18 protein-coding genes, 1 tRNA gene and 1 pseudogene are annotated in these 23123 nt (G+C 73.4%); 6 read left to right on the plus strand and 14 right to left on the minus strand.

Translation table 11 applies throughout. From position 1 onward, the window contains the following. The 5 genes from FRAQA3DRAFT_RS24540 to FRAQA3DRAFT_RS34270 all read right to left on the minus strand — a co-directional run. Positions 1–3547, minus strand: a 3547-nt coding sequence (locus FRAQA3DRAFT_RS24540; RefSeq protein WP_009741748.1) for an adenylate/guanylate cyclase domain-containing protein, incomplete at its 3' end; no start/stop codon positions are given. A gap of 490 nt (positions 3548–4037) precedes the next feature. Beyond that, on the minus strand, positions 4038–4880 hold the full coding sequence (locus tag FRAQA3DRAFT_RS24545; RefSeq protein ID WP_009741749.1) for an MBL fold metallo-hydrolase: 843 nt from the start codon (positions 4878–4880) through the stop codon (positions 4038–4040). A 68-nt stretch (positions 4881–4948) separates the two neighbouring features. Beyond that, positions 4949–5899 carry an NUDIX hydrolase gene (locus FRAQA3DRAFT_RS24550; RefSeq protein WP_009741750.1) on the minus strand — a complete coding sequence of 317 codons (951 nt, stop codon included), beginning with the start codon at positions 5897–5899 and terminating at the stop codon, positions 4949–4951. Positions 5900–5979: 80 nt separating this feature from the next. Next, a complete protein-coding gene (locus FRAQA3DRAFT_RS24555; protein WP_009741751.1) occupies positions 5980–6453 on the minus strand; it encodes a RidA family protein in 474 nt (157 codons plus the stop codon). Position 6454: 1 nt separating this feature from the next. Then, positions 6455–6622, minus strand: a complete 168-nt coding sequence (locus FRAQA3DRAFT_RS34270) for a DUF4177 domain-containing protein (RefSeq protein WP_009741752.1) — start codon at positions 6620–6622, stop codon at positions 6455–6457. A 162-nt stretch (positions 6623–6784) separates the two neighbouring features. Here FRAQA3DRAFT_RS34270 and FRAQA3DRAFT_RS24560 point away from each other — a divergent pair, with 162 nt between their 5' ends. Together FRAQA3DRAFT_RS24560 and FRAQA3DRAFT_RS24565 are read left to right on the plus strand one after the other, a co-directional pair. Next, positions 6785–7852, plus strand: a complete 1068-nt coding sequence (locus tag FRAQA3DRAFT_RS24560) for an ArsA-related P-loop ATPase (protein WP_009741753.1) — start codon at positions 6785–6787, stop codon at positions 7850–7852. After that, positions 7849–9186, plus strand: coding sequence for an ArsA-related P-loop ATPase (locus FRAQA3DRAFT_RS24565; protein WP_198286969.1), 1338 nt, complete (start codon positions 7849–7851; stop codon positions 9184–9186). Before FRAQA3DRAFT_RS24560 ends, FRAQA3DRAFT_RS24565 begins: the two co-directional genes overlap by 4 nt. 192 nt (positions 9187–9378) lie before the next feature. On the opposite strand, the gene FRAQA3DRAFT_RS24570 is transcribed toward FRAQA3DRAFT_RS24565, so the two are convergent. Continuing rightward, positions 9379–9735, minus strand: a complete 357-nt coding sequence (locus tag FRAQA3DRAFT_RS24570) for a WhiB family transcriptional regulator (protein WP_009741755.1) — start codon at positions 9733–9735, stop codon at positions 9379–9381. Positions 9736–10287: 552 nt separating this feature from the next. On the opposite strand from FRAQA3DRAFT_RS24570, the gene FRAQA3DRAFT_RS24575 reads away from it, so the two are divergent. Then, complete coding sequence (locus FRAQA3DRAFT_RS24575; protein WP_009741756.1) at positions 10288–12972, plus strand: penicillin-binding protein; 2685 nt, start codon at positions 10288–10290, stop codon at positions 12970–12972. 171 nt (positions 12973–13143) lie between these two features. Here the strand turns inward: FRAQA3DRAFT_RS24575 and FRAQA3DRAFT_RS24580 are convergent, their stop codons facing one another. Further along, on the minus strand, positions 13144–13620 hold the full coding sequence (locus tag FRAQA3DRAFT_RS24580) for a GatB/YqeY domain-containing protein (RefSeq protein WP_009741757.1): 477 nt from the start codon (positions 13618–13620) through the stop codon (positions 13144–13146). A gap of 344 nt (positions 13621–13964) precedes the next feature. Here FRAQA3DRAFT_RS24580 and FRAQA3DRAFT_RS24585 point away from each other — a divergent pair, with 344 nt between their 5' ends. The 3 genes from FRAQA3DRAFT_RS24585 (at position 13965) to pyrH (ending at position 16202) form a co-directional block, all read left to right on the plus strand. Continuing rightward, positions 13965–14873: a metallophosphoesterase gene (locus FRAQA3DRAFT_RS24585; RefSeq protein ID WP_369809476.1), complete on the plus strand. Its 909-nt coding sequence runs from the start codon at positions 13965–13967 to the stop codon at positions 14871–14873. A gap of 70 nt (positions 14874–14943) precedes the next feature. Beyond that, positions 14944–15020 (plus strand) — tRNA-Pro (locus FRAQA3DRAFT_RS24590). A 387-nt stretch (positions 15021–15407) separates the two neighbouring features. Beyond that, positions 15408–16202, plus strand: coding sequence for a UMP kinase (pyrH, locus tag FRAQA3DRAFT_RS24595; RefSeq protein ID WP_009741759.1), 795 nt, complete (start codon positions 15408–15410; stop codon positions 16200–16202). Between the two features lie 93 nt (positions 16203–16295). Here pyrH and FRAQA3DRAFT_RS37620 read toward each other — a convergent pair. The 7 genes and pseudogenes from FRAQA3DRAFT_RS37620 to FRAQA3DRAFT_RS24625 form a co-directional block, all read right to left on the minus strand. After that, positions 16296–16510, minus strand: a pseudogene (locus tag FRAQA3DRAFT_RS37620) (response regulator transcription factor); the annotation flags it as partial. A gap of 202 nt (positions 16511–16712) precedes the next feature. Continuing rightward, the gene (locus FRAQA3DRAFT_RS24600; protein ID WP_009741760.1) at positions 16713–17138 is read right to left on the minus strand and encodes a hypothetical protein; all 426 of its coding nucleotides are present in this window, start codon (positions 17136–17138) and stop codon (positions 16713–16715) included. A 95-nt stretch (positions 17139–17233) separates the two neighbouring features. After that, positions 17234–17692 carry a hypothetical protein gene (locus FRAQA3DRAFT_RS24605; RefSeq protein ID WP_009741761.1) on the minus strand — a complete coding sequence of 153 codons (459 nt, stop codon included), beginning with the start codon at positions 17690–17692 and terminating at the stop codon, positions 17234–17236. Continuing rightward, the gene (locus FRAQA3DRAFT_RS24610; RefSeq protein WP_232291741.1) at positions 17689–19317 is read right to left on the minus strand and encodes a long-chain-fatty-acid--CoA ligase; all 1629 of its coding nucleotides are present in this window, start codon (positions 19315–19317) and stop codon (positions 17689–17691) included. The genes FRAQA3DRAFT_RS24605 and FRAQA3DRAFT_RS24610 overlap by 4 nt, the downstream gene beginning before the upstream one ends. A 53-nt stretch (positions 19318–19370) precedes the next feature. Beyond that, entirely contained in the window at positions 19371–20291 is a 921-nt protein-coding gene (locus tag FRAQA3DRAFT_RS24615) for an acetyltransferase (protein ID WP_009741763.1), read from the minus strand. A 219-nt stretch (positions 20292–20510) separates the two neighbouring features. Further along, a complete protein-coding gene (gene proS / locus FRAQA3DRAFT_RS24620; RefSeq protein WP_035923443.1) occupies positions 20511–21917 on the minus strand; it encodes a proline--tRNA ligase in 1407 nt (468 codons plus the stop codon). Between the two features lie 139 nt (positions 21918–22056). Continuing rightward, positions 22057–22365, minus strand: a complete 309-nt coding sequence (locus FRAQA3DRAFT_RS24625; protein WP_009741765.1) for a hypothetical protein — start codon at positions 22363–22365, stop codon at positions 22057–22059. Positions 22366–23123 lie beyond the last annotated feature (758 nt).

Raw genomic sequence — 23123 nt, forward strand, 5'->3', positions numbered from 1 at the left:
GCAGGCTGGCCAACAACCGCCGGGTCTGCGGCGCCTCGCTGACGGCCCCGGTCGCGGTCGCCGCCGCCAGCGCCCGCAGGTAGGCGCTGCGGCCGCCCTCGAGATCGCCGTTGGCCACGAGTGCCGTGCCCAGCGCCCGGTATCCCAGCACCTGGGCACGGACGTCCTCGGCGTCCACGGCGATCGCGCGCCGGGCGACCTCGAGTGCCTCGGCCGGCTGCCCCGCGTCCAGCAGGATGCCGGCGAGGTGCGCGTACGCCTGCCGGCGGGGGAACATCAACGTCGCCGGCTCGCTCGCCGACAGCGCCTCCCGCAGCAGGTCCAGCGCGGCCTTGGTCCGGCCGCGGGCGCGGGCGATCTGGGCGACGAGCACCTTCGCCCCGAGCTGGGCGTGCGGGTGTAGTTCCAGGTGCTCGAGGTCGGTGAGGGCGATCTCGGCGGCCTGCGCGGCCTTGTCGACCTCGCCGGCGTCGAGCAGGGTCAGCCCGAGCAGCACCCGCGCCAGGGCGCCGACGACCACGTGGCCGCGCTCGGCGGCCTGGTCGCAGGCCTGCTCCAGGTACCGCGCCCCGCGGGCCGGTTCTCCCGCGCCGCGGGCGGCGAGCCCCCTGGCGACCAGCACCAGCATCGATCCCCACGTGTACTCGGAGCTCTCGAACAGCTCCGTGGCCCGCTGCGCGTGGGACTCGGCGGCGGTGATGTCCCCCAGCTCCGCCGCGGCGATCGCGTCCACGGTCAGGCAGACGCCCATGCCCCACTGCTCGCCCACGGAACCCGCGATCTCGATCAGCTCGCGGGTGAGCTTGCGGGCCCGAGTGAGCTGGCCGGACAGCAGGAGTACCAGTGCCTCCGTGCCCCGGCACCAGCCGAGCCCGCCGGTGTCCTCCAGCCGTTCGAACACGGCGGACGCCTCACGCAGCGTCCGTTCGGCCCGCGGGTAGTCCCCGCGGGTGGTGGCGCTCCAGGCCAGGTGCTGCAGCGCCCAGCCGACCCCGCGCGGGTCGTCGACCTGCCGGGCGATCGCGAGGGCCTCGCGATACCGCTCCTCGGCCGCACCGATCCGGCCGGCGTTGTACTCCAGCATGCCGAGCCGGCGCAGCGCCGCGGCCGTGGCCCGCTCGTCCCCGGCCTGGCGCGCCGATTCCAGCGCGGTGAGCAGGCACTGGGCCGCCTCCTCGGCCCGGCCCTGCTTCTGTCGCAGCTCCCCGAGCACGGAGAAGGCGGCAGCCCGCCGGGCGGGCGCACCCGCCCGCAGCGCCGGGCGCAGGGTGCGCTCGGCCTCGTCGAGGTGACGCAGCCCTACCAGGGCCTCGGCGTGCAGCACCCGGACGACGTTGTCCTCCTGCGTATCGATCATGCCCCGGCCGAGCCGGCGGGCATGGGCGAGCAGGTCGGCCGCGGCCCGGTGGTCGTCGCGGGCGAGCGCCGCCCGGGCCAGCCGGACATGCGCATGGAAACCGGACATCCGGGACGACCAGGCCGGGTCGCCAGGCGGCAGGCCCATCGAGGCGGCCAGATCATAGGCGCGCAGGGCGTGGCCGGCGACGAAGGTCGACACCGAGCGGGAGCTGCCGATCATCGCCGTGACGCCCCAGCGGGCGGCCGTGGCGTGCCGGCGGGCCCGTTCGACCTTCGGCAGGCCGGCGTAGGCCACGTCCCGGGCCATCGGATGGACGAAGCGCCAGCGGGTCTCGGCCGCCCGCGGTGGGCGGACGAGCTGGCGTTCGGTCAGGACCTCCAGCGCCCGGGTGACCTCCTCGGCCGGCCGCTCGTCGACCATCGGCAGCGCCTCGGCGGGGAAGCGCCGGCCGAGCACCGCCGCGGCCCGCAGCACCGCCTTGCCGACCGGGTCCAGATCGTCGATGCGGGCGGCGAGCACGGACTGCACACCGGCGGGCAGCGGGGTCTCGGCCAGCGAGCCGTCGAGCACCAGCTCGGCCTGGTCGCCGTCGCCGGTGCCGTCCGACGGGTGCAGCAGCCGCCGGTCGATGAGGAGGTTGAGCAGCTCGACGAGGAAGAACGGGTTGCCGTGTACCCGGGCGAGCAGGTCGTCGCGGGTCTGCGGTTCCAGCGTCTTGCCCCGCAGATGGCTTTGCAGCAGCAGGCCGGACGCCTGCGTGCTCAGCGGCTGCAGGTCGATGCGCCGGATCCGCGGCAGGGTGGCCAGGCGCGGCCCGGCCCGGTCTAGCAGGACGAGCAGCACCGGCCCGGACAGGCGCGACGCAAGCCGGCTCACCGCATCGCTGAGCTGGCTCGTCGCCCACTCCAGATCGTCGATCAGCACCAGGATGGGCCCGGAGCGCGCCAGCGCGCTGAGCAGCAGCGCGACGGCCTCCACCGTCGCCTCCACGGCGCGCTGTTCGGCCTCCTCGATGTGCGATGCGCGGGCCGCCGGGTCACCCGGGGTGGTGGCCGGGATGGTGGACCGCCGGTCCAGGGGCACGCCGAGCAGCAGGAGTAACCGGTCCGCGATGCCGGCGGGCAGCCGCGCTCCGGTGAGGGGATGGGACAGCCCCGCCACGGTGCGCCGGACCCGGTCGGCCACCCGGTCGAGCGAGTCGCCGTCGGTGACGCCGCAGGCGTTGCGCACGACGTCGACGAGGGGCGCGAGCCCGCGGCCGTCGCCGTGGCGGACCGTGCGTCCCCACAGCGCCACCGTGCCGGGCGTGCGCTCCGCGCGGCTCGCCAGCTCGCTGGCCAGCCGGGTCTTGCCGATTCCGGCCTCGCCGACGATCAGCGCGACCTCCGGCGAGCGCCGGGTGACGACCTCGGCGAACAGCGTCTCCAGGACGGCCAGCTCCGCGTCGCGGCCGAGGAACGGCGCGTCGTCGGCGAGCCCCGGCCGGGCGACGTTGGAGGGGCGCAGGCTGATCAGCTCGTACGCCGGCACCGGTTCCCGCTTGCCCTTGAGGACGAGGTCGGGCAGCTCTCGCCAGCTCGCCACCGACCGGGTCGCCAGCACCGTCTCGCGGCCCGCGTACACGGTGCCGATCGTGGCCGCGGCCGACAGCCGGGCCGCGGTGTTCACCGTGTCGCCGATGACCGTGTACGAGATGGCCGCCTGCACCCCGGCCAGGACCTCGCCGGTGTTGATCCCGACTCGCAGGCCGAGGCGGCCCTCGGCGCTGTCGCCCGCGGTGTCCTGCACCAGCCGGCGGACGGTCTCCTGCATCGCGGCGGCGGCCCGCACGGCGCGTTCCGGGTCGTCCTCGTGGGCGGTCGGCGCACCGAACACGGCCATGATGCCGTCGCCGGTGAGGTTGTCGACGCGCCCGCCGACCTCGTCGATCTCATGGGCCAGCGCGGCGAGCACCCGGTCGGTCATCTCGCCGACGCGCTCCGGGTCGCGGTCCTCGGCCCAGCCGGTGAAGTCGGACAGGTCGCCGAACAGCACGGTGACGACGCGCCGTTCCGGGACCTCGGACGCCGGGGCTTCGGCGGGGGTGAACTCCAGGCCGCAGCTGTAGCAGAACCGCCCGCCGGGGACGGCCGCCGAGCCGCACCGGGGACAGCGCAGCGGCCCCGTGTGCGGTGGGGTGATCACCATGGCCGCGGTCCGGGACGTGGGGATCGCGCGGGCACCCTCATCTGTGGGCCTCCCGGGGTAGGGACGTCACCGGTGCCGCGTCTCGCCCGACCGGGTGGCCACGGGCCGCCCCGGACCGGCCGCTCGGCCTCCGGCTGGTCGAAGTCGTCATCCTGCGCACGATCGGTTCCCTCCGCGCCAGAGTTTAGTGGTCTGGGTCTCCTTCCCGGGATCCCCTCCCGTCGGGTGACCGGCCGCGGCCGCGTCGGTGCCTCCGGGTGGTACCGGGGTCGTCCGGGCTCCGCCGTCGGGTACCGCCGGGCTCGATCGGGTGCCGTCCGTCCCTGGGCCGGCACCATAATCTGCCTGGTCAGCGGCCCGCGGGAGGGCCGGCGGGCCCCAGGCCAGGCCCGATGTCATCCGGGTGCGAACGGGTGGCCCCGGTTGCGGCCGCCGCGAGGATATGTCACGGGCCGCGTCCACCGGGACCAACCTGAAGTGCCTGGCTCGTTCAGGGGATGTCGGGATGCTGCCGCAAGTAGTCCAGTTGGGCCCTGACAGAAAGCTCGGCCGCGAACCACAGCGCCCGGTCGGTGTCCGCGTAGACCCGGCGGACCACGTCGGCGGGGTCGGCCTCGACAGCGTCGACCCCGGCGTCCGCCAGCGCGCGGCGGACCTGGTCCAAGCGGGCCTGGCGGTGAGCCAGGTAGTGCTCCGCGGCGCGGCCGGCGGCGGGCAGCTCCGGGCCATGCCCCGGCAGCACCGTGGTCTCCCCCAGCTCACGCAGCAGCCGCAGGCTGTCGAGGTAGTCGCCGAGACGGCCGTCGGGGTGGGCGACGACGGTGGTGCCACGGCCCAGAATCGTGTCCCCGGTCAGCACCCCCGGTCCGGACGGCAGGCCGGCGGTGCCGTCGGCGTCCGCGTGGGAGCCCGGCGCCGGGCGGTCGTCCCCGCTCAGCAGGAACGACAGCGAGTCCGAGGTGTGGCCGGGGGTGGGCAGCACGCGCAGCTCGATCCCCGCGGTCGCGATCACGTCGCCGGCGGTGAGCCCCTCCGAGCCGAGCCGGTGCGCCGGGTCCAGCGCGCGGACCGGGGCGCCGGTGAGCCGGTGCAACGCGGCGGCGCCGGCGCTGTGGTCGGCGTGACCGTGGGTGAGCAGAATCAGCTCGACGCGTCCGGCGGCCGCCACCGCCGCCAGATGTCCAGCGTCGTCGGGCCCGGGATCCACCACCACGCACCCCTGTTCGCCGGCGGCGCGCAGGAGCCAGGTGTTGGTGCCGTCCAGCGTCATCGGACCCGGGTTCGGTGCGAGCAGCACCGCGGCCAGCGGGGTGACCTGTCGAGGAGTCGTCATGAAGGCAGCCTTACCGCTGGTCCGCCCCGCTGTCGCCCGGTCTCGCCGGACCCGTGTCCCGACGGTCGTCAGCCGACGCCGTCGGGCGGGCCGGCCGCTCCGGCGGCGCCCGGCGGGTCGTACGCCTCGTCGTGCGGCAACAGCATGTGCGCCTCCCCGCCGCTGACGAGGATCTTCGGCATGATCGGGGACAGGTCGCGGGCGTGCGCGGCGGCCAGGACCGACGCGACGTCGTCGTGCTCGCACAGCTCGGCCAGCGTGAACGCGGTGGGCGGCAGCATGCCCAACGCGCCGGCGGCATGTCGTTCGAGCGCGTCGGCGGGCCGCATCCACTCCATCCGGTCGGCCTCCCGGGAGGGCTGGTCGGGGGACTGCCCGCCGGGCAGGGCCGCGACGAAGAACCGGGTGTCATAGCGCCGCGGCTCGATCTCCGGGGTGACCCACCGGGCCCAGGGCGCGAGCAGGTCGGCCCGCAGCGCCAGGGCGTGGCGGCGCAGCAGCTCGCTCAGCCCGAGCTCGTGGCGTTCCAGCGCCCGGCGCGCCTCGGCGCGGGCCGCCTCGTCGAGGATCTCCGTGGCGGCCGTGCTGCCGGCCGGGCCCGGCGTGACCGCGCCGGCCAGCAGGACGCCGCACTCCTCGAAGGTCTCGCGCACCGCGGCGCACACCAGCGCCCGGGCGAGTGCCGGGTCCGCGTCCAGCGCGTGCATCACCTCGGTGACCGGTGGGCCGGCCCAGGGCACGTCGGGCCCCATGTCGGTCGGGTCCACCCGACCGCCGGGGAAGGCGTACATCCCGCCGGCGAAGGCCATCCCCGCCACCCGCCGCAGCAGGTACGCCTCGATGCCACGACCGCCCGGCGCGTCGCGCAGCAGGACGACCGTGGCGGCGTCGCGCACGGGCGCCGCCGAGCCCGCCGACGGCCGCGGCGACCCCGCCCCGGCAGCGGGAGCGGCGGGGTCGCGGACGACGACCAGCGACCGTTGCAGCCGGGCGAGCAGGGCAGCCTTGTGATCGACCATGGGTCAGATGCTAGTGACGACCACCGGCAGCCGTTGCCGATCGAGGCCGGGCCTCGCCGCCCGGGCCGCGGCGGGTCCGCTCAGTCTCCGGCGGCGGTCACCCGGGCTACCACCTCGAGCTCCACCGGAGCGCCCAGCGGCAGCGCGGCGACCCCGACCGCCGAGCGGGCGTGTCGGCCGGCGTCGCCGAAGACGTCGAGGAACAGCTCGCTCGCCCCGTTGAGGACCGCCGGCTGGGCGGTGAACCCGGCGGCGCTCGCGACGAACCCGACCAGCTTCACGATCCGGACGATCCCGTCCAGGCCGCCGGCCTGCGCGGCGACGGCCGCCAGCGCGTTGAGCGCCGCGATCCGGGCCAGCGACGCCGCCTGCTCGGCGTCGACCGCCTCGCCGACCAGGCCGGTGACGGCCAGCCGCCCGTCCACGATCGGCAGCTGCCCGGCGGTCCAGACCAGATCGCCGTCGCGGATCGCGGGGACGTAGGCGCCTGCCGGACTCGCCACCGGCGGCAGCGTCAGTCCCAGCCCGGCCAGGCGGGCGCTCGGGCTGGCCATGTCAGGACTGGCCCTTGGGCCGCTTGAAGTAGGCGACGAGGCCCTCGGGGTTCGTGGGAGCGGGGATGACCTGAACCAGCTCCCACCCGTCCTCGCCGAAGGTGTCGAGGATCTGCTTGGTGTTGTGGATCAGCAACGGGGCCGTGAAGTACTCCCACTTCGTCTGCATGACACCGGACCTTAGAGCATCCGGTCGGCGGCCCCGGACACCTCGTCCCGCCGGCGGCGAAGCGGCCGTCGCCGGACGCCGCGGACGGTCCCGGACGCCGGGGACGACGGCGGTCGTCCGGCCCGCCAGGCGGCCGCCGCGCGGGAGCTCACGCTTTCCGACATGGCGAGGGCCGGGCGCGCGGGTACGGTCAAGCGTGTGAGCGGCAAGCGCACGGTGACCGAGGACGTGGACGGCGAGGCGAGCGGTCCGTGGGACCGGCGGCTGCACATCGTCACCGGCAAGGGCGGAACCGGTAAGACGACGATGGCCGGCGCGCTCGCGGTGGCGCTGGCGACCGGCGGTCGGCGGATCCTGCTCACCGAGGTCGAGGGCCGCCAGCAGATCGCGCAGCTGTTCGACACCCCGCCGCTGCCCTACCAGGAGCGCAAGGTGGCCAGCGCGCCCGGCGGCGGGGAGGTGTTCGCGCTCGCGATCGACGCGGACGAGGCCCTGCTGGAATACCTGGAGATGTTCTACAACCTGCGCCGGGCCGGGAAGGCACTGGGCAAGATCGGCGCGGTGGACTTCGCGACGACGGTGGCGCCCGGGGTGCGCGACGTGCTGCTCACCGGCAAGGTCAAGGAGGCGGTCAACCGCCCCGACGCCACCCGTCCGGGAGGGCTCGCCTATGACGCGGTGGTGCTCGACGCGCCGCCCACCGGCCGGATCTCTCGCTTCCTCAACGTGACCGCCGAGGTGGCCGGACTGGCCAAGATGGGGCCGATCCGCGCGCAGGCCGACAGCGTGATGGCGGTGCTGCGGCCCGAACGTGCCGCCGTGCACCTGGTGACGCTGCTGGAGGAGATGCCCGTCCAGGAGACCGTGGACGCCGTCGCCGAGCTCACCCGGGTTGGGCTGCCGCTCGGTGGAGTGATCGTCAACATGGCCCGCTCGCCGCTGTTGAAGGTCAACCAGTCGCGGCTGGCCCGCCGGGGTGAGCTCGACCGGGAGGAGATCGTCGCCGGGATCAAGGAGGCGGGCCTGGAACCGACCCGCGAACTGGTCGACGCGCTGGCCTGGGAGGCGTCCCAGCACGCCGACCGGGTGGCGCTGGAGACGGCCGAACGGGCCGAGATCGCCGCGCTCGGCCGCCCGGTGTACGAGGTGCCGCTGGTCGCGGACGGGGTTGACGTCGGCACGATCTACCGGTTTGCGGAGATGCTGCGCGCGCAGCAGATGGTGGGGTGAGCGCCGTGGATTCGACGCCCGGCGACGACCGGCCGCAGGCCGAGACGAGTTCTCGGTCGAGCAGATCCGCAGCGAAGCCGGCGAAGGCGACCAGCGCGGCGAGCGGCGCGAAGGGCACGCGTCGCCGCTCCGCCGGGTCGGCGGCCCGGTCCGTCGGGCCCGCGCCGCGCCGGGTCCGGCCGCACCCGGCGGGGGCGCCGCTGCTCGACGTCGACGCGATGCTCGACACCGAGCGCATCATCGTCTGCTGCGGCTCGGGTGGCGTCGGCAAGACCACCACGGCCGCGGCGCTGGCGCTGCGTGCCGCCGAGCGCGGGCGCGACGTGGTGGTCCTGACCATCGACCCGGCCCGCCGGCTCGCCCAGTCGCTGGGCCTGACCGCGCTCGACAACACCCCGCGCGAGGTGGCCGGGGTCGACGGCACCGCCGGCGGTCGCCTCGACGCGATGATGCTCGACATGAAGCGGACGTTCGACGAGATCGTCCTGGCGCACAGCTCGCCCGAGCGGGCCGAGGCGCTGCTCGCGAACCCGTTCTACCAGTCGCTGTCGTCCTCCTTCTCCGGGACGCAGGAGTACATGGCGATGGAGAAGCTCGGCCAGCTCGACGCGACCGGCGAGTGGGATCTCATCGTCGTCGACACGCCGCCGACCCGGTCGGCCCTGGACTTCCTCGACGCGCCGACGCGGCTGGGCACCTTCCTCGACGGGCGGCTGCTGCGGCTGTTGCTCGCGCCCGCCAAGGCCGGCGGCCGGGCCTACGCGAAGGTGCTCGGCGCCGGCATCGGCATGTTCACCAGAGTGATCACCAAGGTGCTCGGCGCCCAGCTGCTCATGGACCTCAGCCAGTTCGTCGCCGCCCTGGAGACGATGTTCGGGGGCTTCCGGGCCCGGGCGGAGGAGACCTACCGCCTGCTCGGCAATCCCGGCACCTCGTTCGTCGTCGTCGCCGCGCCCGAGGCGGCGGCGCTGCGGGAGGCGTCGTACTTCGTCGACCGGCTCGACGCGGAGGGGATGCCGCTGGCCGGGCTGGTGGTGAACCGGATGCATCACAGCGACGCGGTGGCGCTCACCGTCGAACGCAGCCTGGCGGCCGCCGAGAAGCTCGACGAGCACGGGGAGCATCCACTCGCGGCGGCGGTGCTGCGCATCCACGCCGAGCGGGTGCGGCTGGCCAGCCGGGAGGCGCGGCTGCGGGATCGGTTCACCAGCGCCCATCCGGACACCCCGCTGGTGGAGGTGGAGGCGCTGTCCGAGGATGTGCACGACCTGGCGGGGCTGCGGGAGATCGGCTACGCGCTGGCCCGGGTCGAGCGGCTGGAGCGGGCCGGCTGACGCGGCCGCAGCGGCCGGCGGGAGGACTGCGTTCCGAACCGGGACGACGCTGTCCTCGGGCGGAATCGGGTGCGGGTCACGGGCTGGCAGGCCCGTGCCGGTCATGCGTTTGTCGGGCGGGTGCGCTGCCTCGTGGTGTCGGGCCGGGTGGTCGACCGGGCCGGCACGGTGGGCGGGGCGTCCCCGTCCGGGCTAACCGGCGGACGCTGATCGATGATCAGCCTGGGCGTCGGCGAGCAGCTTGCGCCAGGACGTGACGTCCGGACGGCGACGCAGCAGCGCGCGGCGCTCCCGCTCGGTCATGCCGCCCCAGACGCCGAACTCGACGTGGTTGTCGAGGGCGTCGGCGAGGCACTCGGTGCGGACGGCGCAGCCGAAGCAACGGGTCTTCACCCGGTTCTGGGCTGCGCCCTGGACGAACAGCTCATCCGGGTCGAGGTCGCGACAGGCGGCGTGCGCCGTCCAGTCGCCGTCGACGGTGGAACCCACGAGGCGGGTCGTGTTGGCGCGCAGGGTCGTGCTGACGGCGGGGGCCAGGCTTCTGGTCATGCCACCTGCCTTTCTTCTCGAGTCCGGGTCAGGGGGCCCGTGCGGGTGGTGACGTGGCGTTGACCCGAAACCGTACGGAGTGGCGTGGCCACGGCACAGACCCCACACGGGTGGTTGTCCAAATGACTAGTCCGGGCCATTGATCCGGATCGCCTCAGTAGTGCGGTCTGTGACAACCGTATGTCGGATGGGTGACAATCACGTATCGCTGCATGGACCGAGTAGTTCTTCCATGGTCCCGTTGTCCGGCTGACATGGGAACTCCCATGCAGGGCCCCCTCCAATCCGGTAGCCCGTTGGTGGGCATGGCGGGCCTGCGCCGGGCGCGGTGATGTGGAGGTCGTCACGCTCGTCCGGGGCTCGCCCTGCGCGGCCGGCCACGGCACCCGCCGCCGGAATTGCGGTGTCCCAGGTCACGGCGTTATCGACCCGCTTGGGCGGCCATCCGAGCGTGGTTCTACCGGACTGCCCACCCGGGGCGGGGAGGGTTGATCAGATGTTGGCCCGTATGCTCCGACTGGTGTCCCAGCCTGGCTGGACGGAGGTCCGCCGATGACCACGCCCCCTGGGTACCCGGTGCCCTCTGGGCGGCGGCCGCCCCCGAGGCGGCGGCCGACATCGTCGGCCGGGCCGACATCCACCGGTGCCGCGCGGGACCGCGAGGTCGGCGACCTCTACCGTCCGGGGTTCTCCGCGAACGGCTCGGTTGGCCCGAACGGCTCGGTTGGCCCGGGCGGCGCCGGCGGCCGGGACGCCACCAGGGGCCACCGGGCGCGGCGGACCGCTCGCCGGCTGGCCGGCGTGGCTGTGCTCAGCGTGGTGGCCGGAGTGCTGGTCGGCATGCTCGCGCTGCCGGTGGTCGGCGCGGTGGGGCTGACCGTCAAGGACAGCGCCGACGACTTCATGAACCTGCCGGCGAACCTCACGGTTCCCCCGCCCGCGCAGGCGTCGCGCATCCTCGACGCGCGCGGCAACCAGATCGCCGTCCTGTCCGGCGAGCAGAACCGCGAGGTCGTCCCGCTGAGCCGGGTTCCCCAGGTGATGCGCCAGGCCGTCATCGACATCGAGGACTCGCGCTTCTACGAACACAACGGGCTGGACTACAAGGGCCTCCTCCGCGCCTATCTGACCAACCGGGAGAGCGGCGAGGTGACCCAGGGCGGGTCCACGCTGACCCAGCAGTACGTCAAGAACGTCCTGCTGATGTCGGCCACCACGCCGGAGGAGAAGAAGACCGCCACCGAGCAGACCGTGCAGCGCAAGCTGCGGGAGGCGCGGTACGCGCTCTACCTCGAGGCGCACCTGAGCAAGGACGAGATCCTCGAGCGCTACCTCAACATCGCCTATTTCGGCGACGGCGCCTACGGCATTCAGGTCGCGGCGAAGCACTACTTCAACGTCGACGTGGAGCGGCTCACCCTGCCGCAGGCGGCGACCCTGGCCGGACTGGTGAAAAACCCGACCGCCTTCAATCCGGTGCTGCACCCGCAGGCGGCCCGGGAACGGCGCAACGTGGTGCTCGACCGGATGCTGGAGCTGCATCACCTCAGCCAGGTCGACTTTCGCCTGGCGCACGACAGCGAGCTGGTGCTCGACCGTCCCGAGCGGTCGGCCGACGCGTGCGCCGACTCGGGCGCGCCGTTCTTCTGCGCGCTGGTCCGCCAGCAGCTCCTCAACGACAGAACCTTCGCCCCCACCGAGGCGGACGCCCGCAGGCTGCTGTTCGAGGGCGGCCTGACCATCAGAACGACGTTGGATCCGGTCGCCGAGCAGGCCGCCCAGTCGGCCGCCGCGGAGGTCATCCCGATCGGCAACCGGGTGGCGGCGAGCGTCGCGATGATGCAGCCGGGCACGGGCCAGGTGCTCGCCGTCGCGATCAACCGGGAGTACGGGGCGACGGACGACGGCCAGCCGGCGAGCCTGTCGACGGATTTCGTGCACACGAAGGAGATCTACCCGGTCGACGAGGACTCCTTCTCCCCGGGATCGACCTACAAGGTGTTCACCCTGATCTCCGCCCTGGAGTCCGGTCTGCCGCTGTCGACGACGCTGCACGCCCCCGTCTGCTATCACTCCAACGTCTTCCCGAACCCCGATCCGCAACGCAAGAACTGCTACGGCAACGCCGACCCGAGCGAGGACGGTTTCTACTCGCTGACGACCGCCACCTGGGGATCGGTCAACACCTATTACATTCAGCTCGCCGAGAAGCTGGGCGTGTTGAAGACGGCCGAGGTCGCCCGCCGTATGGGTGTCTCCTCCTGCCGGATCCGACCGCACAACAACGACGATCCGGAATGCAAGGGGGTCGACGGGATCAGCCGCGTCGACGGCTCGTCGATCCTCGGCTCCAACGAAATCAGCACGATGGACCTGGCGACCGCCTATTCGACGCTGGCGGCGCGGGGGCGCCGGTGCGACCCGCGCACCGTCCTCGCGATCACGCAGCGGGTCGGCGGCGCCGACCGGCCGCTGCCGTTCAACGCCGGCGCACCCTGCCAGCAGGTGCTCGACCCGAAGATCGCGGACCAGGTGAGCGCCGTGCTGCAGGGCGTCATCAACCACGGGACCGCCAGCGGCAACGGGCAGATCGGCCGGCCGGCCGCCGGTAAGACGGGCACCGCCGAGGGCTTCAGCACCGCGTCGTTCGCGGGGTACATCCCGCAGCTCGCCGCGGCGGTCACCCTCGCCGACCCGCGCGGGCCGACCTCGCATCCGCTGACCAAGGTGCTCGGCCGCGACGTCTTCGGCGGCGGCTACCCGGCGCAGGTGTGGTCCCGGACCATGATCCGCACGATCAACGGTCTCGGCCTGCCGGTCGAGCCGCTGCCGGCGCCGGACGCCACCCAGCCGCAGGTGCCGACGAAGGTCCTGCCGAACGTGCTCGGCCAGCCGCAGCAGGTGGCCGAGCAGACGCTCGTCCAGCTCGGCTTCCACGTCTCGTCGCAGCCGGTCCCCGCACCGGCCGCCCCCGGGACGGTGGTGAACATGTCCCCGGCGCCCGGCGGCCCGGTCTCCCTCAACACGGAGATCAAGCTGGCGATCTCCGGTGGGCTGACCGGCGCACCGGTGCTGCCCGGGGGTTCGCCGCCGGCGGGGTTGGGCCAGCCCGTCCCGCCGGGCATCTTCGGCGCGAACCCGCGCGAGCAGCTCGGCGCGCCGGCCGGCCCCGGGAACGGCCCGCTGGCCTGGCTCGGCGGGCAGCGCCGCAACCGCGTGCAGCGCCGCGGCGCCTGAGCCGGCCCGGCAGCGTCGGCTCACCCCGGCGTCGGCTCACCCCGGCGTCGGCTCACCCCGGCGTCGGCTCACCCCGGCGTCGGTAGCCGTCGGCGTCGGCACCCGTCGGCGTCGGCACCCGTCGGCGTCGGCACCCGTCGGCGTCGGCCTGGCGGCGGCAGACCGCGGCGGTCAGCCGCCAGCGAGCCTGGCCTTCACCATCGCGGCCACCCGGCCGCCCTCGGCCCGGCCGGCCACGGCGGCCTGCACGGACTTCATCGCCGGGCCGATCGCCTTCGGCCCGGACAGGCCCAGCTCGGCGAGCACGCGGTCGATGATGGCGGCCAGCTCGTCGTCGCCGAGCTGGCGGGGCAGGTACTCGCCCAGCACCTCGCCCTCGGCGCGTTCCCGGTCAGCCTGTTCGGCGCGGCCGGCGGCGGCGTAGGCGTCGGCCGCCTCCCGCCGCTTCTTCACCTCGCGGGTCAGGACCTTCGAGACCTCCGCGTCGTCGAGGACGCGGGCGGCGGCGCCGGCGACCTCCGCGTCCTTCACGGCGGCCAGCGCCAGTCGAAGGGTGGACGTCCGCAGCTCGTCGCGGGCCTTCATCGCGGTGGTCAGGTCGGCGCGGAGCCGCTGGTGCAGCGTGCTCCGTTCCGTGGGGGTGCTCATAGTCAACGAAGCCTATGGTCCGCGGGTGACCTGGTCACGCCTGGCCACGGCGGTGCGACGGCCGGGGTGGCGCCCGGCCGCGGCGAACCGGGGATGAGACTGTGGTGCGCGGCCCGTGGCGCGCCGCCGCCCCGGGAGTGGTACCTCCGACGCGGTGGGACCGTCGGGCGCGCTGGGAGGTACTGACGCGGCCGGGGCGGCTCCCGGAGGCGGATGGCCCGCCGGCATCGACGCCGGAGGCGCCGGGGCACGAGGAGGTCGTGGTGGCGAGTGCGGGGGTGGCGAGTGTCGGGGTGGCGAGCGCAGCGTCGGGCGGGGTGACGGCGGGTGGCCGGCGTCGCCGGGTGGCGCGCGCGGTCGCGGGGCTCGGGGTGTCGGTCGCGGCGGCCGGGGCGGTCACGCTCGCCTACGGCGCGCTGTACGAGCGCAGCGCCTACACGCTGCGCCGGGTGTCGATCCCCGTGCTCCCCGCCGGCTCGCGCCCGCTACGCGTGCTGCACATGTCCGACCTGCATGTCACGGCGCGCCAGCGGGACAAGCTCGCCTGGCTGTCGGAGCTGGCCCGGCTGGTCCCCGACCTGGTCGTCCTCACCGGCGACGTGCTCAGCGCCGAGGACGCCCGCGGCCCACTGCTCGCCGCGCTGGAGCCGCTGTACTCGTTCCCGGGCGTGTTCGTCCCCGGGAACAACGACTACTTTGTCCCCACGCTGACCAGCCCGCACCGCTACCTGCGCCGCTCCGACGAGGCCGAGCCGACCGGCGCCCCGCTGGACTGGGCGGGCCTCGCCAAGGACCTGGCCGCGGCGAGCGGCTGGACGGAGCTGACCAACACCCGGGCCGTCCTCGCGGCCGGCGGCTGCCGGATCGACGTGCGCGGGGTCGACGACGCCCGGCTGCGCCGCGACCGGCCCGACCTCGTGGCGGGCCCGCCGGAGCCCGGCACGCAGCTCGCGCTCGGCCTGTCCCACACGCCGGAGCCCCGGGTGCTCGACGCATTCACCGCGGACGGCGTCGGGCTCATCCTGTCGGGCCACACCCACGGCGGCCAGATCCGGTTGCCCGGGATCGGGGCGCTGGTGAGTAACTGCGGGCTCGACCGGTCCCGGGTTCGCGGGCTGTCCCGCCACGTGACCGCCGCCGCAGCGTCCTGGTTGCACGTGTCCCCGGGGCTGGGGACCTCACCCTTCGCGCCGGTGCGCCTCGGCTGCCGTCCCGAGGCGACTCTGCTCTGCCTGACCGCGGTCCCGGCCTGACGTCCGGCCGAACCCGTGGCCACCCCCCGCCCGGAACCACGGGTCCGTCGGGTATGCTTCATCTCGGTCGCGGGGTGTGGCGCAGCTTGGTAGCGCGCTTCGTTCGGGACGAAGAGGTCGTGGGTTCGAATCCCGCCACCCCGACCAGCGGTTGCACTACCAGAGCCCTGATCATCCAATAGATGGTCAGGGCTCGTCCGTGTCTGCCCTCGCCAACCATGTCCCGGCGACCAGACCCCAGCGCCGTCGATGCGTGGATTGCGCGCAGGCGGGCCGCCGGGGCGCTGCGGCCGGGGCCGCCGCGGCGGGTCGGCGGTGGCAGGCCGGCGGTGGCGCCGCAGTCCGTGGTGGGGCGGTGCGAAGCCGCCGCGGCCGGGCATACTCCCGCCGACTCCTGACCCGTGGCGGCCGGCACAGGTCGTTTTCGTGGCCGGCAGGTCATGGTGCGGTGCCGGGAGTCGGGTGCTCTACCGTGTACCCAGTACTTCCTGGGCGCATGATCGATCATTGGCCCGGCTACGTTAAGATCGCACGATGGAAAAGGGGAAGCGGGAGACTGTGGCCAAATACCGTCGAGTGGTCGTAAAACTAAGTGGCCGGGCGATCGCCGGTTCCGCCGAATTCGGCTTCGACTCCAATGCGCTGGAACATCTCGCCCGGGAAATCATCGCGGTGCGTCAGTCCGGGGTCGAGGTGGCGATCGTCGTCGGCGGTGGAAACCTCTTCCGCGGCAACCAGTCGGACCGGTGGGGGATCGACCGGGTCGAGGCCGACAACATCGGGATGCTCGGCACCGTCATCAACAGCCTGCTGCTGCGGGGCAAACTGACCGCCCTCGGGGAGGACAACCTGCGGGTGATGACGGCGGTCCCGGTCCCGGCGGTGGCCGAGCCCTATATCCGGCTGCGGGCCGTGCACCTGTTGGAGAAGGGGGCGACGGTCATTCTCGCCTGCGGGAACGGCCAGCCCTTCCTCACCACGGACTACCCGGCGGTGCAGCGCGCGCTGGAGCTGGGCGCGGACGCGGTGCTCGCCGCCAAGGACGGCGTCGACGGCGTCTACGACAGCGACCCGAAGATCAACCCGGACGCCCAGCGATTCTCCCACCTCAGCTACGACGAGGTGATCAGCAGGGGTCTGCGGGTCATGGATCAGTCGGCATTCATTCTGGCCCGTGACTTCGGTATCCCGCTGCATATCTTCGACATCGAGCAGCAGGGCGCGATGACGGCGATCTGCCGGGGTGAACACCGGGGGACCGTCATCGACACCACGGGCGGGAAGTCGGATTCCGATGCGCTGGTGAGTCCCGCCGAAACGACGGTGTAGCCACCGGTCGCGCCCGGCCCGGTCCCCGGATGCGCCAACGCTTGCCGCTGGTCGGCGCCGCGGGTACTGTTTCCGCCGCGGCGGGTTGGCGGTAGGCCGCACCATTCCTGTTTCACCGGCGGAGACGACGGCTTGGACCCGGTCCCGTAGTTCGAGTTTTGTCAGGATTCTCCCGACGTGGGTCTTCACGGTCGCCTCCGACACGGACCAGGTGCGCGGCGATCCGGCGCGTTGGACAGCCCGGCGGCGACCTCGCCCAGCACGTCCCGTTCCCGTTCGGTCAGCCGGTCGAGCCGGCGATCCGCGCCGCCGCCCCGCCACCGGCGGCGCCGGTCGCCTTGATCGGCATCCATGCCGGGCATGCGCACATCCATCCGGACGCCGGCCAGCAGACCGATCTTTGTAGCTGCTCCGGCCGGCGGTGTACGTCTGGCGGGCGTACACCGCCGGCCGGAGCCGGGCCGGTACCGGCGCCGGGCTCAGCGGCGGTGGTTGGCCAGCGGCAGTGGATCAGTAGCAGGAGTAGGTCGCGGCGGGGGAGGTGTCCGTGACGGACATGCCGTCCGCGGTGCCGGTGGTCACGGTCTTGAACTGCGCCTGGCCGCTGAAGGTGCAGGGCACCGAGGTGCCGTCGCCGATGCCGGAACTACCCCAGAACGACTTTTTGACGGGGGTCCCGACGGACGTCCACTGCCCGTTCGCGTATTTCCGGAGCTGGTTGCTGATCTGCATGTTGCCGGAGGGCTGGCCGTAACAGGTGATGCCGCCGTTTCCGAAGATCGTCGATCCACCGGTGGGCGGCCAGGCGGTGACGGTGCAGCCGGTCCCCTGGATCGGGGTGGACGCGGCGGCGGGGGCGGCGCCGAACAGGCTCGCCGCCACGGCTCCCGTCGCGCCGACGGCCGCGGTCCGCAGTGCTGCGCGGGTGCTGGGCAAGGTTTCCTCCAGGTGGGGAGTTGGGGATCTGGGCGGAAGGGAGCGGAAGGGGTCGGTGGCGCGCGGCTGACGCCGGCGCGGGATGGGTCAGGGCTTCAGGCCGGTGCCGCGCCGAAGGAGTAGACCTGCCGCGGTGGCGGCCCGAAGAAGGTGGTGATGGTCGCGAGGCGCGGCCTCTCGGTGAAGGTGACGACGTCGAGGCCCACCAGCACGATCTGCCCGATGCCGTTGCGCAGCCCCCACTCCCAGCGGGCGCATCGGTGGTGCACGTCGACCCCGCTGGTGCGCACCGGGCGATGCCCCGGGTAGGGCGCGAGGAACTCGCCGATGAGATCGGCGAACTCGATGATGCCGGCCGCCTCGCCGAGCGGGTTGGCGTAGGTCACCGCGGGGATGCAGCAGGCGGCGAGCAGCTCGTCGCGCCGGGACACCGCAGCCTCCGCCCAGGCGGCGTAGAGGCCGTCGGCCAGGGCGGCGAGCCGTTCGGCCGTGGCGGCGTCGCTGCCCGCCCCGACGCTGTGCGCGTCGTGTCGCGCGGCGGGCTGGGGGCTCACGGGGCGAACCTCCGCCGGGCCTCGGCCCGTTGCAGCTTTCCGGAGGGGGTCTTCGGCACCGAGCCCGGCTCGAGCACCACCACCGCGTGCGGGATCACCCCGAGTGCGGCGCGGATCTCCTCGGCGACGGCGCTCTTCAACGCGGCGGGATCGGCCCCACGGGTTTCGACGGCCACGGCGAGGCCCTCCGCGCCGAGGTGGCCGGGGCGGGGGTAGCCGAACGCGACGATGTTGCCAGCGCGGGCACCCTCGGCCCGGGCCGCGGCCCGCTCCACCTCCTCGGGGTAGATGTTGCGGCCGCCGAGGATGATGACGTCCTTGCGGCGACCACAGACGACGAGTTCCCCGCCTGTGAGGTAGCCGAGGTCGCCGGTGGCCAGCCACCCGTCGCGGGCGCGCAGCGCCGCCGCCGACTCGGGATCGTCATGGTAGGAGGCGGCCACCGAGGTACCGCGGACCTGGACCTCGCCGACCTTCCGCTCGGCCAGGACCCCGCCCGCGTCCGGGTCGACGACGCGGACCGACAGGCCGGGGATCGGCTCGCCGAGCAGCGCCAGCCGCCTCGTGCGCACGCCGGGGTCGCCCGGTTCGGGGGGCACGAACCGGGCCGTGCCCGCGGCCAGGGCATCCGCGTCGACCGTGTCGTAGCGCGGCCCGCGTCCCACCGCGGAGAACGTGACCGCGACCGTGGCCTCCGCGAGCCCGTAGGCGGGCATGAAGGCGGCCGGGTGGAAGCCGTGGTCGCCCGCGGCGTCGAGGAAGTCGTCGACGATCGCGGGATCGATCGGCTCCCCGCCGCACAGCGCGTAGGCCAGGCAGGACAGGTCCAGCCGGGGGCCGGTGCGCAGCAGCCGGGCCGCGACGGCGTAGGCGGAGCTGGGTCCGACCGTGTTGGTGGCGCGGTGATGGGAGATCAGCTGCATCCAGCTCGCCGGCCTGGCCAGGTAATCGGCGGGCGAGGACAGCAGCGCGTCGCAGCGGCCGCACGCCATCGGCAGGATGAACCCGCCGATGAGCCCCATGTCGTGGGACAGCGGCAGCCAGGACAGCATCCGGCCGTGCACCGTCTCGTGGCTGGTCGCCACCCGGATGCCCTCGACGTTCGCCGCGAGGTTGCCATGGCTGATCCGGGCGATCTTCGGCGCGCCGGTGGTGCCGCTGGTCAGCTGCAGGATCGCGGGGGCGTCCGCGGTCAGCATGGGCGGGCGCCACGGCGTCGCCGGCGGGGAGCCGACCGCCTCGGCCAGCGGGATCACCCGCCCGGCCCCGCCGGACAGCGCGGGCACCGCGTCCTCCCACGGCGCGCCGACCAGCACGAGCGGCTCGCCGAGCGAGTCGAACCGGTCGCGGGTGTCGGCGAGGTACCGGGCCAGGTCGACGGTGCGGGCGGGGGTGGGGGCCATCGTGAGGCTGCCGCCCGCGAGCCACGCCGCCATCGCCGCGGTGATCGTCTCCTGCGACGTGTCGGCGAGGATGACGACCGGACGGCCCGGCCCGACCCCGCGCGACTGCAGGCCGGCGGCGACGCGGCAGGCGTCCCCGTAGAGCTCCCCCCAGCCGACCCGTCGACCGCCGTCCGGCGCGAGGAAGGTCACCGTGTTCGGACCGGTGCTCGCACGCCTCATGCGATCCAGCAGATAAACCATTTTCGACGGCCCTCTTCCGACGGACGATCCCGTTATCGGGCGTCGCCGTCCGTGCTGTCCCGGTAGACGGCGAGAATGAGACGGTCCCAGTAGCGGCCGCGATAGAAGTCGTGCTTGCGCAGCCGTCCCTCGATTTCGAGCGCTCCACCGGCCGAGTTGCCCCGGTCGGCCCCCGCGAACTGCGGGTAGTTGAATTCCGGCACCTCGAAATACAGCTTCCGGAACGGCCAGATGTCGAAGACGTAACGCACGAACAGGTCCAGGGCCTCGACGGCCAGACCCGAACCGGTGTAGTCGGCCGAGATCGCCGCGCCCACGTACGCGTACCCCAGCGCGAACTCCGGGTTGTAGCAGATCGCGTGGCCGACCGGCCGGGCCGTCTCGATCGACTCGATCACGAACTGGGTCAGGACGCCCTGCCACAGCTCCTGCTCGAACTGCGGGTACGACGGCACCGAGCCCCGGTAGCGCCAGCGGAAGCCGATCTCGGGTGTCACCGCAAGCTCGTACAGGAACGGCGTCGACGCCGGCAGCACCGGCATCAGCCGCAGGAACCGCCCGGCGAACCGCGGCGGCGGCAGCGCGAGCGCGCCGGCGGTCCCGGCTGTGGCCGCGGCTTCGGCGCCGGTCATCCCCCGCCCGGCGAGGCCGGCGGGCCCGTCGAGCGGTCGTCCACCGACGCCAACCCCCGCTGGTGCAGCGCCCTGCGCCCGGGTGTCCGCGGTGGGCGGGCCGGCGCGATAGCGGCTGTACAGCTCGTCGACGGTCTCGATTTCCAGCCAGTTCGCCTCGGAGAGGTCGACTCCGAGCTCAATCACGTACAGGCAGAGTTCCAGGAGCCGGAAGGAATCCAGCCCGAGGTCCTCGTGGAGCCGGCTGCCACCGGCGACCGCCGAGTCGGCGAGACCCAGTTTCCGGGCAATAAGCTGCTCGAATTCGTCTTGTCGGAGCATGCTACCTGTTCTGCGTGCGCGAAAGACAGAATAAATAAGGACGATTTCGGGCAGGTCGGACATTGGTGACGTTAGCAAACGAGCCGAAGGGCCGCAAAGCCGATAACCCGTTTCGGCTAGCGCCCCTGCGTCACCCGCCGGCCCACCCCGTCACCAAACCACCCCCGATCCGGTGCGCCGGACGGGGGTGGTGGTGGCGCCGCGGACCGCGGGCCGCGGTCAGTAGGAGCGCGCGATCAGGCAGACCAGGTCGTCGGGGTCGCCGCCGGCAGGGGGGATCTCGCCGTCGGGCGTCTGCAGGCAGCGGACGGTCAGGGCGTCCTCGGCGAGGCGCGCCTCACCCTCCTCGCCGACGAGGCGCCACGGGATCCGGGCGAAGCCGGTCTGCGCCGCCTGCGCGGCGTCCGCGACCGTGGTGACGTCCGCCGTCCGGCTCTCGCGCAGGGCCAGGGCCTCGGCGTACAGACTGGCCTGCACCTCGTCGAGCAGCGCCGGGACCCGGGCGGCCGCCTCCGCCAGCGGCACCGGCGTCTTCGTCGAGGTGTCCCGGCGGACCAGGGTCACGTTCCCGGCGGCCAGGTCGCGCGGGCCGACCTCGACCCGCACCGGAATGCCCTTGATCTCGGCGTCGGTGACCCGGCGACCGAAGGACAGCCCCGGGCGGGCGTCGACCTGCACCCGCAGGCCGGCGTCGGTGAGCGCCGAGCCGATCTCGCGAGCCTTCGCGACGACGGTCTCGTCGTCGCGCACCGGCAGCACCACGACCTGGGTCGGCGCGAGCCGGGGCGGGATGCGCAGGCCGTTGTCGTCGCCGTGCGCCATGATCAGGCCGCCGACCATCCGGGTCGAGCTGCCCCAGGACGTCGTCCAGGCCAGGTGCTTCGCGCCGTCCGCGCCGAGGAAGTCGATGTCGAAGGCCCGGGCGAAGTTCTGCCCCAGCTCATGGCTGGTCGCCATTTGCAGGGCCTTGCCGTCGCCCATCATGCCCTCGCAGGTCATGGTGTTCGTGGCGCCGGCGAAGCGCTCCTTGCGGGTCTTCGTGCCGATGAACACCGGGATGGCGAGCACCTCGGTGAGGAAGTCGCGGTAGACCTCCAGCGCGATCCGGCGAGCGTAGGCGGCGGCTTCGGCCTCGTCGACGTGCGCGGTGTGCCCCTCCTGCCAGAGGAACTCGCTGCTGCGCAGGAACAGCCGGGGACGCAGCTCCCAGCGGACCACATTGGCCCACTGGTTGAGTAGCAGCGGCAGGTCGCGGTAGCTCTGGGTCCACTTGGCCAGGTACTCGCCGATGATGGTCTCGCTGGTCGGCCGCACCACCACCGGCTCCTCCAGCTCCTTGCCGCCGCCGATGGTGACCACGGCGAGCTCGGGGCTGAAGCCCTCGACGTGCTCGGCCTCCCGGCGCAGGTAGCTCTCCGGGATGAACAGCGGGAAGTAGGCGTTGACCGCGCCCGCGGCCTTGATCCGGGCGTCCACATCCGCCTGCATACGTTCCCAGATCGCGTAGCCGTACGGTCGGATGACCATGGTCCCGCGGACGGGGCCGTTGTCGGCCAGCTCGGCCTTTGCGAGCACGTCCTGGTACCAGCGCGGGAAGTCGGTCGCACGGGGGGTGAGTACAGCCACCACGCCACGATATTGCCTGCGCCGAGCTGCGGGGCCATCGGGACGGGCAGGTCGGCCCGGCACGGGCACCCTGAGGTGCCGCTCGGGGTCCCCGCGCCGGGCTCGTGCCGGTGCTCGGCCGGGCGGCCGATCGGGCCGGTCAGCGGTGAGGCAGGCCTCGGCGGTGGGGCAGTGGGTCGGCGCCGGGCTCGGGCCGCCCGTCGCGGGAGACCTCCTGGAACACCAGGGCGACGTCGACGTCGCCGTGGTGGCTGACCAGGCAGGCCGTGGGCGGAACGAGGATCATGGCGGTCGTCAGGTCGGCCGCGGTGGCTCCCGGCGCCAGGACCAGCTCGTGCCGCACCACCAGGCCGTCATGGACGGTTACCACCTCGGCGAGGGAGCCGGGCCGCCCCCCGGTGATCGGCCGGGGCTCTGGTAGGAGATCGTCGTTGTCGACGGTGTTCATCTTCTGGCCGTCCTCCTGTATGCGTGTCGGTTCCGATGCGTGTCGCGTTCGTCGGCGGCGTGGTCGACCGCGTGGTCGACGGCCGCCGGATGGCGCCGGGCCGTGGGGACGACCGCCTTGGCAGGCGACCGTCCCGATGGGACGCGGGTTGGGTACGGCCGGCTCCGGCGGTCTGGCGGCTTCGGGCTTTCCCGGGCCGGGACAACTTCGCTACGTTACCTTGCTGTTTCTTATTGTTACTGTCATGCGGAATCGCTCTCCGCTATCGGACTGTCCGGTGTTGACCGGATGCTTTCAGCTACGTCGATGTTGCTTACAAGCAAAGCACGGGAGCGTGTGGAACGCCACCGTCGATCTCCGGGCAGAGCGGACGTCCGGTGACTGGGGGCGCAAGTCCTGATCATCTGCGTAGCGCCGCGTGCGGGTTGGCCGCTTCGCCGGCTCCGTCCCACTGCGTCGCCGGGCGCAGTGGGCTGGGTCGGGCATGACGCGCGCCGATGAACATTCGGTATCAGCGGCGCAAGATTCCCGATCGGCTCGATGTCGCTCGATGACCTCGAAAAGCCAGAATCCGGGCGTCGGGCCGGCCGGCCCGACGGCACCTGGGTGGCCGGCCCATCCTCCCGGGCGCGCCGCCGCCCGTCCCCGCGTCCGCACCGTCTTGTCATCAACTTGTCCGATGGTTGTCCCAGGGTTCGCGGGTGTGAGGGTGGCGCGTAGCTCCTGGATGGCGGTCTCGGTCAGGCGTCGTAGGTCGC

The sequence above is a fragment of the Frankia sp. QA3 genome (assembly GCF_000262465.1).
Taxonomy (GTDB): Bacteria; Actinomycetota; Actinomycetes; order Frankiales; family Frankiaceae; genus Frankia.